Source organism: Paenibacillus yanchengensis (assembly GCF_042684845.1).
GTDB lineage: Bacteria > Bacillota > Bacilli > Paenibacillales > Paenibacillaceae > Pristimantibacillus > Pristimantibacillus yanchengensis.
The window spans coordinates 1-17,461 of the sequence record NZ_JBHUMH010000048.1; the positions used below are offsets into that span (position 1 = coordinate 1).

The 17,461-nt window shown below is 38.4% G+C and carries 13 protein-coding genes; 9 read left to right on the forward strand and 4 right to left on the reverse strand.

What is annotated here, in order from left to right; all coding sequences use genetic code 11:
- The first annotated feature begins 455 nt into the window (after positions 1–455).
- Positions 456–1,313, forward strand: a complete 858-nt coding sequence (locus tag ACFSTH_RS12570; RefSeq protein ID WP_377770317.1) for an immunoglobulin-like domain-containing protein — start codon at positions 456–458, stop codon at positions 1,311–1,313.
- Between the two features lie 128 nt (positions 1,314–1,441).
- Here the strand turns inward: ACFSTH_RS12570 and ACFSTH_RS12575 are convergent, their stop codons facing one another.
- A complete protein-coding gene (locus ACFSTH_RS12575) occupies positions 1,442–2,392 on the reverse strand; it encodes a 1,4-dihydroxy-2-naphthoate polyprenyltransferase (RefSeq protein ID WP_377770318.1) in 951 nt (316 codons plus the stop codon).
- 128 nt (positions 2,393–2,520) lie between these two features.
- The gene (locus tag ACFSTH_RS12580) at positions 2,521–3,141 is read right to left on the reverse strand and encodes a LysE family translocator (RefSeq protein WP_377770319.1); all 621 of its coding nucleotides are present in this window, start codon (positions 3,139–3,141) and stop codon (positions 2,521–2,523) included.
- A gap of 173 nt (positions 3,142–3,314) precedes the next feature.
- On the opposite strand from ACFSTH_RS12580, the gene greA reads away from it, so the two are divergent.
- The 4 genes from greA to ACFSTH_RS12600 all read left to right on the forward strand — a co-directional run bounded on the left by greA (position 3,315) and on the right by ACFSTH_RS12600 (position 7,772).
- Positions 3,315–3,782: a transcription elongation factor GreA gene (greA, locus tag ACFSTH_RS12585; RefSeq protein ID WP_377770320.1), complete on the forward strand. Its 468-nt coding sequence runs from the start codon at positions 3,315–3,317 to the stop codon at positions 3,780–3,782.
- Positions 3,783–3,972: 190 nt separating this feature from the next.
- Positions 3,973–5,745 (forward strand): glycerophosphoryl diester phosphodiesterase membrane domain-containing protein, encoded by a 1,773-nt coding sequence (locus ACFSTH_RS12590; protein WP_377770321.1) that lies wholly within the window; start codon positions 3,973–3,975, stop codon positions 5,743–5,745.
- Between the two features lie 12 nt (positions 5,746–5,757).
- On the forward strand, positions 5,758–6,759 hold the full coding sequence (gene mgrA / locus ACFSTH_RS12595; RefSeq protein WP_377770322.1) for an L-glyceraldehyde 3-phosphate reductase: 1,002 nt from the start codon (positions 5,758–5,760) through the stop codon (positions 6,757–6,759).
- Between the two features lie 50 nt (positions 6,760–6,809).
- Positions 6,810–7,772, forward strand: coding sequence for a hypothetical protein (locus ACFSTH_RS12600; protein WP_377770323.1), 963 nt, complete (start codon positions 6,810–6,812; stop codon positions 7,770–7,772).
- Positions 7,773–8,204: 432 nt separating this feature from the next.
- On the opposite strand, the gene ACFSTH_RS12605 is transcribed toward ACFSTH_RS12600, so the two are convergent.
- Together ACFSTH_RS12605 and ACFSTH_RS12610 are read right to left on the reverse strand one after the other, a co-directional pair.
- On the reverse strand, positions 8,205–9,827 hold the full coding sequence (locus tag ACFSTH_RS12605) for a response regulator transcription factor (RefSeq protein ID WP_377770324.1): 1,623 nt from the start codon (positions 9,825–9,827) through the stop codon (positions 8,205–8,207).
- On the reverse strand, positions 9,817–11,706 hold the full coding sequence (locus ACFSTH_RS12610; protein ID WP_377770325.1) for a sensor histidine kinase: 1,890 nt from the start codon (positions 11,704–11,706) through the stop codon (positions 9,817–9,819). Before ACFSTH_RS12610 ends, ACFSTH_RS12605 begins: the two co-directional genes overlap by 11 nt.
- A 200-nt stretch (positions 11,707–11,906) precedes the next feature.
- Between ACFSTH_RS12610 and ACFSTH_RS12615 the strand changes: the two genes are divergently transcribed.
- From ACFSTH_RS12615 to ACFSTH_RS12630, 4 genes are all read left to right on the forward strand, one after another.
- A complete protein-coding gene (locus ACFSTH_RS12615; RefSeq protein WP_377770326.1) occupies positions 11,907–13,283 on the forward strand; it encodes an ABC transporter substrate-binding protein in 1,377 nt (458 codons plus the stop codon).
- A 127-nt stretch (positions 13,284–13,410) separates the two neighbouring features.
- On the forward strand, positions 13,411–14,283 hold the full coding sequence (locus tag ACFSTH_RS12620; RefSeq protein WP_377770327.1) for a carbohydrate ABC transporter permease: 873 nt from the start codon (positions 13,411–13,413) through the stop codon (positions 14,281–14,283).
- The gene (locus tag ACFSTH_RS12625; RefSeq protein ID WP_377770328.1) at positions 14,283–15,107 is read left to right on the forward strand and encodes a carbohydrate ABC transporter permease; all 825 of its coding nucleotides are present in this window, start codon (positions 14,283–14,285) and stop codon (positions 15,105–15,107) included. Before ACFSTH_RS12620 ends, ACFSTH_RS12625 begins: the two co-directional genes overlap by 1 nt.
- 23 nt (positions 15,108–15,130) lie before the next feature.
- Complete coding sequence (locus ACFSTH_RS12630) at positions 15,131–17,287, forward strand: alpha-galactosidase (protein ID WP_377770329.1); 2,157 nt, start codon at positions 15,131–15,133, stop codon at positions 17,285–17,287.
- Positions 17,288–17,461 lie beyond the last annotated feature (174 nt).

A 17,461-nucleotide genomic window follows, 5' to 3' on the forward strand; every position in this document is an offset into this window, starting at 1 on the left:
ATATTGAGTCATGATGAATCCCTCCATTGAATGTCGTCTCGACAACTTCATTCTAAAGGAAATAATTCATCATGGCTCTTCTTATTTTCTTCCAGATGCATTTTACACAATTATATGGACTTTACTATGCTTAACCTATTATCGGGGTCATTTTATATGATTTTTCTTATAAAACTGACCTATCTCCATACTTATTTGGATATTTGTACGTATTATCGTATAAAATCCTATTATATTCTCCTAATACAATTTTCACAGTAAATGTTAAGACCTCACGCGATAAAAGTTACGTCCGAACGACCCAGGGTCAGTTGCTACAACACTTAAATAACGTCACATTCTCTGGTGTGTAAATTCTTGCAGGGGGGATAGCAATTTTCAACGAAAATGACCAAAATGGAAGGAAATTAAGCATACGTTGTATCATTCCCTATATTATTTTGATAACTCTTCTATTGACGGCTTGCACATCTAAAGTAGACAATCAACAAGAAGGTGAAGCAGCTGAAGGGTATGAAAAGCAAGCATCTCGTTGGGGCGAACTTTTCTCTAACGCGGGAAAGACTGATCAAGTACAAATGAAAAAATACAATCTTGACGATTCGATCATTATCCCCAAACTTGCTGAACTAACAGGATTGTCTGAACGGACAAACGTTATTTTTCAAAGCCTACGAGATAATAATCTTTTATATTATAGACCTGGTGATGCGATTACGTTTAAACCGTGGAATGACACTACGAAAAATATTCAAATTCGTTATCGTTTAGTTGCAATAAATGAACAATTTACGGAGATGAAAGTGGTTATTGACGATAGTACCTCTACTGATCCCTATACTGTAGAGCTACCTAATCAGAAGGACAGCCTCTACTTACTTAGCTTAGAAGCACTGAATGAACAAAAGCAAGTGATAGACACTGCTATATATGTAGTTGAAGTAACACCGCAAAAAGTGAATGCTGCATTGACGCTTGATCAAGCGAAGTTCGATTCTGCGCAAGACATAGCTGCTACCATAGAATTAAAAAATTACGGACCAGATATTATCTATTACGGTGACGACTATTTCATTGAACAATTTGAAAATGAGCAGTGGTACTCATTAAACTTTAAGGAAGATTGGGGTTTTACGTCGCAATTAAATCGTAGTCAGCCGGGAGAAACGTTCCAGCAACCACTTTACATACCATCGCAACTAACAGCAGGTAAATATCGAATAGTCAAAATAATCCAAACATTAGACAGCTCGACCAATTTAGAAGCGTTTGAAACTGTTCCATTGGCAATAGAATTTCAAGTAAAAGATTGAAAGGTTGATCGCTGGAGAGGTTGAACGTTTATAAGCGTATCCCTCTTGCTCAGTTAACAACAAAATGTAGTATTCGTTGCTACTGAGCGAGGGGGATACGCCTGCAAAGAAACAATTACATCCTAGTTCTATTGCAGTAAAACAGCGATAAACAGTACAATCACTCGTGCCATACTAATGATAATGAAATTTTTTACGGCAAGATGAAATGTTCCTCCTTTAGATGGAGCAGCTACAAACGTATTAATATTTTTGTGGACTGGAATAACGGTAATGATAATAGCAAGCGCTAGCCACCATGGAACGCCCAAATAAATTAAGATAGGTATGTCTAAGTATGAAGCATAGTATAAGTAGCGAAATAAGTAGAGCGCATTGGATTTTCCAATATAGTGTGGAAGTGTATAGCGCTTGTTTACGATATCTTCGTCAATATCAGAGATGTTATTTGCTAGCATAATGTTGGCAATTCCCAAAATAGTCGGTATAGAGATAAGTAAAATAAGCAATATTTCGACTATATTGATGTTAATCGATAATTGACTACCTAACAGAGTAATCGTTGCTAATTGCCCGCCATCACTATGAATATAAGCAGCAACAAAAGTGATAACAAACCCCATAAATAACCCCGAAAACAATTCACCCAATGGCATACGAGAAATCGGTATAGGACCAAATGAATACAATATTCCAACGCCAAAAGATAAAAAACCGAGGACAAGTACAACTAAATTTGTTTGTGATACAAGCACTAGACCAGCAAAAACGGAGCTTAAAAACATGATTAGTATAAGAATAAATACAAAGATGGGATTCATCTTATATTTAACAATAGCATTATGTTCTTCATAACCGTAGCCATGTCGTTTTTTTGCTTTGACATAATCGAATAAATTGTTAATCGCTGTCGTTGTCATATCGAAAAAAAGTAAAGAAACGAGCATTAATAAAAATAGAGGCGTACTAAAGGTATCGAAGTAATACCAAGCGTACAAGGAACCGAGCAAGAAGGGAATCATGCTGGCTACTTTCGTGGGAAGTTCTACAAGCTTAAAAAATTTTGTTATGATGTGCATCAAAGATCATCCTTTCTGATTTCAGTATAAACGGTTTCCGAATGGCATTGCGTGATGTTTGTCACTAGGAAATCGGTGAGTAAGAAAGGATGTAGCTTACATAAGGAAATAGAAGCAACAATTTTCCATTACTGTTTACTAAAGACGATGTTCAAGCTAATCAATGTTAAGATAGTTCCTTCTGCAAGAGGAAGTTTGCTAGCAATCGTTTTGTTTTTTCGTAAGTAGTTACCAATTTTTGCAGCGAAAATACTGATTAAACTAAAAATAAAAAATGCTTGGATTAGGAACACTAACCCTAGACCGATCATTTGAAGTGGAACTGACGATTGATTGTTAACAAACTGTGGTAGTAAGGCTAGGAAAAATAAGGATACCTTTGGGTTAAGCACGTTCATAATGACACCTTTTTTGTAGAGCGCGCGATACGTTTCGGCTGGTTTCCCATCGATCGTCGGATTAGAAGTATGGCTGCGAAATGCTTTAAAGGCAAGATAGAGTAAATAGATAGCTCCCGCATATTTCACCACATGAAAGATGAAGGCAGATTGATAAACGATGGCTGAAATACCAGCGGCAGCCGCTGTAATATGAACGAGCAGCCCTGTACATAAGCCAAGTGTAGTGGCAAAGCCAGCTTGTTTGTTTTGCGATATACTTTGAGCAAGGACGAACATGTTATCTGGTCCAGGCATAATCGTTAATAACATAGCTGTACCAAGAAAAGAAAAGATTGCTAAAAAGTCCATGAAATAAATTCCTCCGTAAAAGTTAACGTGGTTAAAATAATATAAATAATATCAGTTAATTGTTTGTATTATAGCATGGTCATGCTAAAAATCACGAAAATAGTTTTGTGACAAACATGACTTCACCCTTAATATAAGGTAAGATAGGAGTGAAGTGAAAGGGCGGGATGTTAATGCAGGACAATACAACCATCTTAACTAAAGAAGGCTTGGAAAAAATTCAACAAGAATTAGAGCATTTAAAAGGCCCTCGTAGAAAAGAACTAGCACAACGATTGAAAGTGGCAATCGGGTACGGTGATCTGAAAGAAAATAGTGAATATCATTCTGCCAAAGAAGATCAGGCATTTATGGAAACACGAATTTTAACGTTAGAACGTATGCTACGCACAGTTCAAGTCGTCGATCAAGCAGCTACTGGAAAAGTAGGTATCGGTTCAACGGTAGTTTTGCACGATTTGGAATTTGACGAGGAACTGGAATACCGTTTGGTAGGTCCGGCTGAAGCAGATGTTATTAACCATATGATCTCGTACGAGAGCCCGCTAGGCAAGCAACTGTTTGGTAAACAAGCAGGTGTTTTGATTAAAGTTGATGCTCCTGCTGGAATTATTCAGTATAAGCTATTGGAAGTGAAGTAAGAATAAAGCTCTTTTGCAATAGCAGGAAGAAATATAATTCCTCATTGTAAGAGAGCTTCTTTTTTGAAAATTGCAAGTACCAATTCATAAGTTGATAGTAATTTGATAAAAAAAGATGAATGGCCACGGTTTCAATCTGCTATCATTCAATAGTATAATGTAAAAGATACTTCGATAAATAGGTGATGGTATGTTTCATATTCTAAGTAAAAGTTTGCGTGATTTTCGCAATTCATATAAACGGTTGTTAGCATTTGAATATTTATTTATGTTACTAACTAGCGTTATTATTATTCCAGTAATTACTTTTATATTTAACCGTATATTAATGGTGGTCGGATCTGGATCACTACTTAATGGGGAAGTGTACCGTATTGGTATGAGTATAGAAGGAGTTAGTGGTCTAATTATTATCGGGTTAGTTGCTTCGTTCGCTCTATTTATTGAGTTGTGCGTTCTTGTTATTATGATTCAACAAAATTATTTTCAGAAAAAAATTACAATGGCAGATGCGTTAATAACGACGCTACGCAAAACACCTCGTTTGCTCGGATTCGGTTTTGTGCAGTTATTGTTTTTCTTATTGATTTTCATTCCATTCATTGATTCGCCTTTGTCAGAATCCTTTTATAATTTGTTTAACACCACCATTTTTTTTCAAAATAAAGTGTTGAACACCTCTTTTTTAATGACGTTAATTTATTCTATTATTGTAATAGTAGTGGTTTATGTCGTTTTACGATGGATATTTGTGCTTCATTTTATTATGTTGGAAGGACAGTCGATTACAGAAGCGATTCGTAGCAGTCAAAAATTAACAAGCGGAAAACGTTGGCGAATATTAAGTGTTCTCTTATTATTTAACGCCGTTGTACTTGGTTCAGGGATACTGATATTAACGGCTCTTTCCTATTTGCCAGTATGGCTCGATCTCGATTTACTCAAAGCGTTTTCTAGTCACTATTCATTGACTATTTCAACGATACTTGCTTATATGATGGCGTTGCTGGTAATGCCGATTAATTTGATATTTCTAACAAGATTATATTATTACTTTAATTATGGGGAAGGAAATAGACCGCAAGATCGTGCGCATGTTTATTATAGTAAGCTTGGCAAATGGGAAAATAAACTTATCAATCGTTTGAAATTGCTGGCTCGTCCTAAATTAGTTATTGCTGTAGTAGCGGTGATCTATGTTGGTATTACTATATTCGTCGGGCTTAGAGCGAGCGAAGGATTAGTTTATGCAAAATGGAATGTGGTTATATCGGCTCATCGCGGTGATACATTAGAGGCGCCCGAAAATTCATTACGTTCGATTACAGCTGCTATAGAAAAGGGATATCAATCGGTTGAAATAGATGTTCAATTAACAGAGGATGGTGTAGCCGTTTTGCATCATGATCAGACGTTAAAACGTCTGGCGAAAGAAACGCATGCGATATCTGCTCTCTCTTATGCAGAGTTAGGTGGATATTCTATCGGCAAAGATAGTAGTGGTGAAGTCGTCTATATCGCTTCGTTATATGAAGCATTGGCAGCGGCAAAAGGCAAAGTAAAGCTGCTTATCGATCTCAAGCCGTATGGCCCAGCTACACAATTAGTTGAAGAAGTTGTAAGACAAGTGAAGTCGTTTGAAATGGAAGAAGAAGTATATGTGCAAGCATTTGATAAAGAAGCTTTACGCTATATGCGGACATTGGAGCCTACGATCAAAATTGGGCAAGTGTTATACGTTGCACTTGGTAACTTGACGGCACTAGATGTTGATTTCTATACAATCGAACAAATTATGCTCACAGATAAGTTAGTCGAAACGGCTCATGCAGCTGGACGAGAAGTATGGGTGTGGACGGTGAATCATCCGAAAAATATGAAGGAAGTATTGAAGTACCGGATCGACGGTTTAATTACCGATTACCCCAGTATTGCGCAGTCAATGGTAGAATTAAATTTATAGAGGAGTGTTGATATGTCTTACGTGGCAAATGCACAGCGGTATGAGTCAATGAACTATCGAAGAAGTGGAAAATCAGGATTAAAACTCCCTTTAATTTCACTTGGGTTATGGCATAATTTTGGAGATGTTGATTCTTTAGCAAATGCTAGAGAGATGGTTAGAACGGCGTTTGATTTGGGCATTACTCATTTTGATTTAGCTAATAATTATGGACCATCTGCTGGTTCGGCTGAAGAAACGTTTGGTGAAATTTTAGCAAAAGATATGCGTCCATATCGAGATGAACTTGTCATCTCAACCAAAGCAGGCTATTACATGTGGCCTGGTCCTTATGGTGAATGGGGCTCTCGTAAAACGATGCTAGCAAGTTTGGATCAAAGTTTACAACGGATGAAATTGGATTACGTTGATATCTTTTATTCGCATCGTCCCGATCCTCATACACCGTTAGAGGAAACGATGATGGCACTTGATCATGCCGTTCGCCAAGGAAAGGCGCTTTATGTAGCTATTTCGAATTACAATGTAGAAGATACGAAGCGGGCAATGGATATTTTAAAACAGCTTGGCACGCCGTTACTTATTCATCAAACGCCGTATTCTATGTTTAATCGTCAAGTTGAGGATGGATTACTAGCACAGCTTGATGATGGTGGAGCAGGATTTATTGCTTACAGTCCACTTGCACAAGGATTATTAACAAATCGATACCTTCATGGTGTACCAGCTGATTCGCGAGCAGCGAGTGAACATAGCCCATTTTTGCATACGAAAGATATTACGGAACAGAAGTTAGCGCAAATAAAACAATTGCAACAAATAGCGGAAGAACGAGGACAATCGTTAGCCCAATTAGCATTAAGTTGGGTATTACATGATGAACGTGTTACTTCTGTCATTATTGGTGCAAGTAAAGCGAGTCAAATAGCGGAAAATTGTCAGGTTGTTGATCAAGTGTCATTTACGGAAGAACACCTTACACGAATTGAAGCGATTTTAAGTAATGATAAATAATAAAAAATGATAATGCCATGTGAAATTACTGCTAGGGAGGAGAGGTTTCGATGTCTCATTCGCTATTTCGTATAACAGAAACAAGTTTTCATGAAGTACGTGCCTTTACGATGGAAAGTAACAAAGTAAAGCTAGTGATGCTACCGGACCAAGGGGCGAGTATTGTATCTCTGCAATATAAACCAACAGCAAAAGAATGGTTAGTCCAATCTCCTCATCAGGCAGTCGTTCGGCAGACAAATTACGGTGACGATTTTTCAGAAGCAGTGATGCATGGCTACGATGAATGCTTTCCAACAATTAACGTTTGTAATTACCCGGTCGAGGGGAAATATGAAGGTGCGTTGTTGCCCGATCATGGGGAAGTATGGTCGATTCCATGGGCTGCTTCCGTTGTCAATAACAAACTAGTCACTACAGTTGCTGGACAAGCTTTACCGTATTCACTTGAGCGTGAGATAGCATTTGTAACGGATAGTTGTTTACGTTTCAACTACACAGTAACTAGTAAAGCGGAAGAAGAACTCGCATTATTTTGGTGCGCACATCCGTTATTTACCGCGACCGATTATACACGTATTCACATTCCGAAAGATGCTGCAGATATGTTATGTGTCGTGGGTGGCAAGCGATATAACGCTAATCAAACGTATACATTTACAAATGATAACTTGGATAAACGAGGGATTGCGATTAATCAAGTAGCACCTGTGACTACGGAGGATTCTCGGAAGTTTTATATTGATCAGCCATATGAGGATGGACAAGCTGCTTTAGTCGAAGAAAATACGGGAGAGTACTTGCAAATGAATTGGGATAGCAAGCAGCTACCTTACTTTGGGCTATGGATTAATGAAGGGCATTATAACAAGCAACGAATGGTTGCCCTCGAGCCATGCAACGGTTATTATGATAACTTAGCACTAGCCTATGAACGTGAGCAAACGTTACTACTTCCAGCGGGAAGAGCAGCAACGTGGTCATATACGATAGAGTTTGGTGAACAGAAGTAAAATAGATAGTAGTCCACCTATCGTTTCTAGAAAAGTAGCGAGGCGGTTTCCTGTCGCTTTCGAGCCTGTTGCCTTCATGTTACTATCCTTTTTGTTGTGTTTGCTTTATTTATTTATTGCTTGCTACAACCTTCCAAAAGCCAAATTTATACGTTTTTTCGTATGAAACCTTACATTACAACCCACTTCTCAAGTCTTTTATACGTTTTTTCCTACAAAACCTACGTTACTAGCTACTTCTCAAGTCTTTTATACGTTTTTTCCTACAAAGCCCTACGTTACTAGCTACTTCTCAAGTCTTTTATACGTTTTTTCCTACAAAGCCTACGTTGCTACCCACTTCACATGTCTGTTTATACGTTTTTTCCTACAAAGCTTAAATCACTAGAATGAAATGCAATGCTCATCGAGATAAAAAACTGCATAGGCAGTTTAGCCGCGAAATTCGGTTGGGCTAAGCCCGGTCGCATTTTTGAAAACTCGGGAAAAGTATTGTTGTTCAGGATAGCCAACTACTTCTGCAATATGTTTAATGTCTAGTTCAGGTTGTTCAATCATTAGTTGTTTGGCATGTTCTACACGTAATGTTGTTAAATATTTCATTGGTGGTTCGCCGCTGTATCGTTTGAACACACGAATAATGTAGGAGGAGTTAAAGTTAAAATGATCGGCTATCATTGAGACTGTTATTGGTTTGCTCATATTTGTTTGAATGAACTGAGCGATTTGTTGATAAAGCTGCTCGGAAGTATCTGTCGATTTTTTGCGTGTTTGCAACAAGGGACTGATGTGACTGAGAAAGATTTGTATAGTGTCAGTTGCTAGCTGTTCGGGTTCTGTTGCGGCAGCGATGGTCTCGATTATTTCAGCAGCAAGTAGTTGACTTGCCATGGAAGTATCAGCTTCTAAGGAAGCAAGTAGTTGTTGAGCGAGCCGTTGAATGACCATTTCCAAATGACGCTGTGTTATAGGTTCACTCATCATTGGGAGTAGTAATTGTCGCAATTGCTGTTGCCATTGTACTAGTTGTTGTTCTTTCATCAGTAGCTTTAGTGCGTTTATTTGTACCTGTTCTATTGCTATATCTTTCGGCGCAGGTTGCTGTTCTATTCTATCATCTGTAACAAACAACAAAGAGGAAGTGCAGCATAAACTTGAACGCTCTAACGCATGCCGAATAGTACGGGCATTGTCTCTTAGTAGCTGGATCGTTGTCGGGGTAATCGTAGTACTTACTGTTACAGACATAGACTGTAATAAATAGTTTGTAATCGTTGTTTGGATATGCGCTGAAAAAGCTGCGATTTGGGCTTTATGTTCAACTTTATATTCAATTTTATCTTCATTAGACGCCTCAGCGGATTTTGGAGCATAGCGAATAATAAGAAATCGTTGATTGTACGATATATCTTCTGTCATCCACCATCGCGATAGTGGTAAATTACTATTATGAAGTAGCTTGTCCCAGTCGATCATCGCCCATAGTCGGTGGAAATAGTCCATATCGAGCAGATCGGGAGCGTATGTGTATAAATTACCAAGTGTAATAGAGATGAGCTGGAGAGGTGCTTTCCAGGAGGAATCCACAGTGGATAATGGCTTGCCCCGAAATTTCCCCCCTTGTAAAGCTTCTTCGACCATCCGCTGTTCGTCCGCAAGTAATCGTTTGTTCAATCGTTGTGTGATGTCAGTAACAATCGCTTCTAGCTGTTCCATTTTGATTGGTTTCAAAAGATAGTCGGACACACCAATTCGAATTGCTTGCTGCGCATAGCTAAAATCATTGTAGCCACTAATAATAACTACTTCCAAGTGCGGACATATTTGTTTTGCTAATGCAGCAAGGGATAGCCCATCCATTTCGGGCATTTGAATATCTGTAAATAGTATGTCTGGTTCATACTGTTTAATTAGTGCAAGAGCATCACTTCCGTCATGAGCCGTACCAACGATTTGAAATTGTGTTGTAGCTTGCGATATTTTCTGAACAATATGGTCTAATATAAGCGGCTCATCTTCAGCAATGACGACATGATACATCGGTTTATTCTCCATAATGATCGCTAATCCTCCTTCCGTTGTTTGGATGCATGCTGTATAGTTTTCCACCGCCGATTGTAACGCTAGCTCCCCCATTTTCCCCATTTTTAAACGTCAAGAGAAGTTGGTTTCCATAAATTAATTTTAGACGATAGTAGATGTTGCTTAATCCGATTTGTTCTGACATGTTTGCTGGTTGCAGTGGTTCCGTTACTTTAGAAGTAAGCTGTGTTAGTTGTTGCAGCGTCTCCTCGCTAAATCCAGCACCATTATCGCTAATGGTCAATTGCCAGTCGGTAACTGTAACGGTACCTGTAATTATAATGTGCCAAGGTGGTTTTTGCTTAAAACCGTGCTTAAAGCAATTTTCTACAATCGGCTGAATAATTAAACGTGGCACTTCTAACTGCTGCAAGTTTTCTGGTACAGCTATTTCATAATAAAATTGTGTCGTATAGCGTACTTTCATGAGTTGTAAATACTGCTCAGTATAAGCCAATTCTTGTTGAATAGAGACGGGATTGGCATTGTCTACGGCGATATAACGCAACATATCAGACAAGTTATAACACATCGCTACGATGTCTTGTTGATCATTGTTTTCTGCTTTAATGCTAATGGTCGCTAACGTATTGTACAAAAAGTGAGGATTCATCTGCGCTTGTAAGGCGAATAAACGCGCTTGATATTGATGAGATTTCGCAGCAACCACTTCTTCTAACGAAATTTTTAACCGTTCACACATTTCAATAAATGCTTGGTTTAATTCTTCTAATTCATTGAGCGATATTTCGGTGTTCATTTTTGGTTCTAACGTTTCTAAACTGAGTGTTTTAATTGATTTACGCATCCGCTTCAATGGCAAGGCTAACCCTTTGGCTACAAAAAAGGAAACGATTAACGTGACTAATAAAATAAGCACTCCAAAGAAAAGCAACTGATTTCGGAAAGTGCTTACTGGAGCTAATAAATCCGCTTCCGATTGCACAAGTGCAACTGTCCAGCCTGTAAATGGTGAACGGGTAAAAGAAACGCTATCTGTATTTGTAGATAAAGGGGTAGTCATTGTAAACGTATGTTGTGTTTGTGTTTGCAGTGCCAATTGTTCCCAATAAAGAGCAGCTTGTTCATGTAACTGTTCTTCCTTTCCTTTCCATTGTTGCTGAACAGTCGGATGTGGATAAATAAGCGAACCTTGCTCGTTAAATATATAGGCATGAATAGGTGCACTTGTTTGATCGTTGTGCGGATTAATAGAGCGAACAATAATATCGGCAATCGTATCGTATTTCTCCTGCACTTCTACAATGCTATCCATTTTGGCACCGAAAACTTCTGAGAAAGCGCGAGATAATGATAGAATAAGTGGAGTTTTATCATCTATTGGTTGTGAATCATCTAATCGAGGTGTCGATATCGTTCTCCGACCATCATTAACGAGCACTGGTTTTGTCCATTGCTTGGCAGCGATGAATGCGGGACTCGTATCATATACATCATACTCTTTGCCAAATTTCACAAAATGACCATTTAATCCGAAAATATTGAGTTGATAAAATTGAAAGGGAGTACCGGTAATCGAAAATAGCATACTGGTTATATCCCATTTATTATGGAGGAAAGTAACTTCCTTTTCGTTGCTTTGTGAATAAAATAGTTGCTTTACTGGTTCAGCGCTAATGACGCGTTCCGCGATAGAGTCCATATATCGAAACTGAGCATCTAATTTATCAGATAGGTTCAGCGCCAATCGACTGCTGGAATCTGCCGCTTGTTTTGTTAATAATTGCGCTGTAGAAATGTAATAGATGACCCCAAGGATAACCATAATAATAAGAATGAGCAAAGAATAATTAACAAATAGTTTCGATTGAATACTTTTGAATTTAATCATTGTTTTCTCCGCCTTATCATTTAGTATGGTTGATTATAGCATAATAAAAGCCAGAAACAAGTTGAAAATGAAAACTGCAACAAGTCAGTATAATCCACATCTTGAAGTCAGTAAATGATATTCATCTAATCAGTGAAAGGGGTTACAATGAAAACGAAGCGATCAAGACTAACTCGTATATAGAAAAGGGAGGAATAACAATGGTAATGAAAAGAAAAACGTTGCTGTCTATTTTTATACTGTTACTCGCTGTATCCGTTGTATTAGCTGGATGTGGATCGGGCAACAATGGTGGCAATAATGGCGGGAAGAATAATACAGGAAATAATAGTGCTACAACAGAACCAACTGCTCCTGCCGAAACGGATAAGCCAGAAAAAGTGAAAGATGTAAAGCTAGTATTCGTATCTTCACAAAACTGGATGAACAAAGGTTCCAAAGTAGATTCAGAACTAATTGAAGCTTTTACAGAAAAAACGGGAATTAAAGTTGATTTACAAATTGTACCGGATGATCAATATACGAACGTATTGAAAACGAAAATGACTTCTGGTGAAGTGCCCGATATATTTATGGTTGGTGCTGGGTCAGGCGCACAAAAATATTTGCCAGAAAAGTACTTTGCAGATTTATCAGATGAAGCTTGGGTAGATCGATACCAAGAATATGCGAAGATGGGTACTACAATCAATGATAAAATCAGTGGTTTTATGACTTGGAACGTTGATGGTTGGGGAGTATTGTACAACAAAGCATTGTTTGATAAACATCAGTTGTCTATTCCAAAAACAAAAGAAGATTTGATGCAAGTCATTGATACGCTCAAAGAAAACGGAGTAAAACGACCATTTTATATGGTAGGGAAAGATGCTTGGTATTGGGCGGTTTGGTTTTCACAATACGGTCCGAAAGCAGCAGCAACTCACCCGGGCTTATATGACAAATTGAATAGCAATGAAATGAAATTTGCAGATGTACCTGAGTTTGAAACATATTTGAACGAATTTAAAGAGTTATACGACAAAGGTTATTTTGGTGAAAATTCGCTATCTAACGCATGGGATTCTAGTTATGAAGCATTGGGAACAGGCGAATCTGCAATGGTAGTTATGTATCAATCGTATCAAGGGGAAGTTAGTGAGAAGTATCCTGATTCGGGTGCTGATGAGTGGGAGATGTTCCCGATTCCTTTAGCTGGTAACGATATGTACTCTCATTCCGCAGGTGGAAATATGCGAGTAGCTTATAAAGATTCAGCAAACTTACCATATGTGAAACAATTTTTCGATTTTCTAGCAGAGCCAGAAAACTTGCAGAAATTTTATGACGGTCGTCCGGATTTACAATCTAATCCTTCATTTGTAGATGTAGAAGGCAAGCCATCACTAGCTGGTAAAACGATTATGGAAAATACACCAGGTGGTCAAGGATTAGATATGGAATACGGTATTCTCTATTGGGATAATACGAACATCGGAAAATATATACAAGAAATGATGCTAGGTAGCAAGACTGCTAAGCAAGTATTAGAAGAAATAGACAAAGAACGTGCGAGATCTTTTGCAGCAAATGAGTAATTGTTCTGTTTGTCGATAACTACAACTTTTGTTAATGCTCCTAAGTGAATAAAGAGGGCTGCTCGTTTGTTGCGACAATGCAGCTCTCTTTTTCTAACTAAAATTATTCGATAATGAGGGAACAGCGATGTATATAAATAAGATTTACTCCAAAAAGTTTATATGGCCAGCGCTAATTATTTTCTTTGTCCTATTTTTATTGCCCAGCTTGTTAGGTTTTTATTATTCGTTAACGAATTGGAATGCGATGAGCGACAAAGTAAAATTTATCGGTTTAGCCAATTTCAAAGAAATATTCGGTGATGCAAGTAATTTTATTTTTATTAAAAACACATTAATGTACGCTTTCTTTACAACTATTTTAAAAGTAACGATTGGACTAGCATTAGCATTAATGCTGAATGAAGGTATTAAGTCAAAAGGTTTATTGCGAACGATTTATTTTTTACCGATTATTATTTCCAATTTAATTGTAGGGTTGATGTTTCAACAAGTACTACACCCAGTACACGGTATATTAAACACAGGATTACGCTCTATTGGACTAGGAGGACTGACACAAGCTTGGCTAGAAAATCCGAACATTGTTATGTGGTCTACGATTGGGGTAGAGGTGTGGAAATCAGCGGGCTTTGTGATGATTATATTTTTGGCAGGTTTGCAAACGGTATCGAAAGAAACATTAGAGGCGAGTGAAATTGATGGTGCTAATTACTGGAATAAATTAACGAAGATAATAATACCGTCGATCTCTCCATCGATTTTAATTAATACATTGCTCAGTATTATTTCGGGATTAAAAGTGTTTGACGTTATTTTCGCTTTAACAAATGGTGGACCAGGTAGATCATCAGAAGTTATTAATATTACCGTATTTAATCATTTTTCGATGGGGAACTACGGCTATAGTACGGCATTAGGGGTCGTTATGTTTATCTTCCTTGCGATCATTTCTATCGGGATTATTACGTTATTTACGAGAAAGGACGCGGATAGCTGATGACAAAACAACGTAAGTATTGGAATATAGCGAAAGAAGCTATCGCTTGGATATTAAGTTTAATTATAATCGTACCGTTTCTGATGATTCTCTTTAACTCATTTAAGACGGTTACGGAAGCAGCGACGATGAGTTTAGCATTACCAAGCAAGTTTATGTGGAGCAACTACGCAGAAGTATTAAGTGATAAACGAATTTTTTCCTCTTTCTTTAACAGCTTACTTTTGGCGGGCGTATCTTCGCTTATTACATTAGTTGTATCGGCGATGGCATCTTTTGTCCTTTCTCGTAATCGAACACGGGCAAATATGATCTTTTATAATATTTTTTTACTAGGTTTAGTAGCGCCGATGAACTATGTGACCACGATGAAAGTGTTGCAATTTTTGAACATTATTAATACGTACACAGGAGCTTACTTACTTTATAGTGCCATGTTTATTCCGTTTACGATCTTTCTTTATTTCGGCTTTATTAGCAGTATTCCTAAAGAGTTAGATGAATCAGCGATTATTGATGGTGCTGGTGGTGGTCGCTTATTTATGAGCATTATTTTCCCATTACTGAAGCCAGTAACAATGACGGCTATTATTATTAACTTTTTAAATGCTTGGAATGACTTTATTATACCGCTTTACTTTTTAAATTCATCGAGTAAGTGGGGCATGATTATGGTAATGTATAATTACTTTAGTACGTATATTAGCTCTTGGAACTTAGTGTCAGCAGCGATGATTCTGAATTTGCTTCCAATTATTGTGGTGTATGCTGTTGGTCAAAAGTATATAATTTCAGGTATGACAGCGGGAGCGGTAAAAGGTTAATTATAAGTAGGAGGAGAATTTTATTGATAAAAGTAGATGAGCAACGACTATTGTTTTTATTAAATACGGAGCAGATGAGCTATGGCATCGGAGTGAGCAGTAAGGGGCATGTCTTGCACGGTCATTGGGGCGAACAAGTGCAGTTAGATGATCTAGCGTCGCTATTTACGCCGTATTATCATTCGCATTTTGATACCGAAGTGGAACGAGAACGAGAAGAATATACGGATTGGGGTGGGCTTATTTTTACGGAGCCTGCTCTAAAGGTAACTTTCGATGATCATGTACGTGATCTGCAACTAATATATAGCAGCTATCGAGTAGTGGGTAATCACACATTAGAATTGACACTGATGGACAAACATTATCCGTTGCAAGTAACGCTCATCTATCAAGTTATTCGACAATTGAATGTGATCGAACGTAAAGCGACGATTATTAATAACGGAGTTACGGCTGTGCAACTGGAAACTGTCCAATCAGCGGTGTGGAATATACCCGCGCTAGAACAATATCGAGTAACATCGGTAACGGGAAAGTGGCAAGAGGAATTTCAAGTGCAGCAGCAGCTTATGTCGGTCGGCAAATATGTGATGGATAGCCGTCGTGGTATTACGAGCCACCATGCTAATCCATGGTTTGCGATTGATAATGGTACAGCGACGGAGCAGCAAGGTGCTGTTTGGTTTGGCGCATTAGCGTGGAGTGGTAACTGGAAAATAACAGTCGAGCAATCGATCTTTCATCATTTGCGTGTCGTTGGTGGCATACAAGACTTTGATTTTAGTTGGCAATTAGCAGCGGGGGAACAGTTTGAAACACCGACATTTGTTGGTGGGTATGGGACGAGTGGTTTTAGTGGAATGAGTAGAGTGATGCACGAATATCATCGTCAGTATGTGATGCCAGAAGTAACGAAACATACCGTTCGCCCAATTCTCTATAATTCTTGGGAGGCAACGGAATTTCATGTGCAAATAGAAGAACAAGTCGCCCTAGCGAAAAAAGCAGCGGATATGGGAGTTGAGCTATTTGTTATTGATGATGGGTGGTTCGGCGAGCGTAATCATGATAAGGCAGGGCTTGGCGATTGGTATGTAAATCGGGACAAGTTTCCTAACGGACTAGGTGAATTAATTACGCAAGTTAATGCGCTTGGCTTGGAGTTTGGTTTATGGGTAGAGCCAGAGATGGTAAATGCAGATAGTGATTTATATCGAGCACATCCGGACTGGATTTATCATTTTCCTCATAGAGAAAGCACATTAGCTCGCAATCAATTAGTATTGAATGTTGCTAAACCAGAAGTGAAGCAGTACATTATCGATTTCATGAGTAAGCTGTTAGCGGAAAACAATATTTCGTTTATAAAGTGGGATATGAATCGAGCGATTAGTGAACCGGGTTATATGAATGTACGACCTGCTCAGCAGCGGGAAATGTGGGTGCGACATGTGTATCATATTTATGATATTTGGGAGCATTTGCGTGTCAAATTTCCACATGTTGCGTTTGAAACATGCGCTAGTGGTGGTGGGCGTATTGACTTTGGAATGCTGCGTTATGCGGAACAAGCATGGGTTAGCGATAATACTGATGCCTTCGATCGACTGAAAATTCAAGAAGGATTTTCTTACATGTATTCTCCACAGACGATGATGTGTTGGGTGACGGATTCACCAGGGCATGCGAATAAGCGTAGTGTGTCGTTAGCATATCGTTTTCATGTGGCGATGACAGGTGCTCTTGGGATTGGCGGTAATTTGAACAAGTGGGCGGCAGAAGAACTAGTAGAAGCAGCAGCGCATATTAACACGTATAAACAAATTCGTACGTTAGTACAACAAGGACAGCAGCATCGATTGCAATCGCCACGACATGGCGAGCTAACAGCGATTCAATATACGAGCAAAGAAGCGGATGAAGCTGTCGTGTTTACATTTTTACATGCACAGCAATTTGGTAATAGTCCAAATCGATTACGATTAGCCAACTTACATCCATCCGTCCATTATCGTGTGGAATATGTAGGGTTAACGGACGAACAAGCAGCATTTACGATGAGTGGTGCTGGCTTAATGCAAATCGGTATTCCTTTAACTTTAGGCGGCGATTTTGATAGTCAGTTAGTGCGTATCAGGGAGGAAATTGCGTTATTGCTCAGTAGAAAAATAGTGTAAAAAAAGAATTAGCAAGCTAAGCTTTTGATATGTCTCATATCAGAGCTTAGCTTTTTTGGTGTTTCCCGTCGAATCATAGTACTTCGTTCCATAATATGTAATAATAAGGAGAACTCATTGATGAAAATAGTAAAACAGATGATACTGTTAATACTATATGTAGCGAAGGCGGTA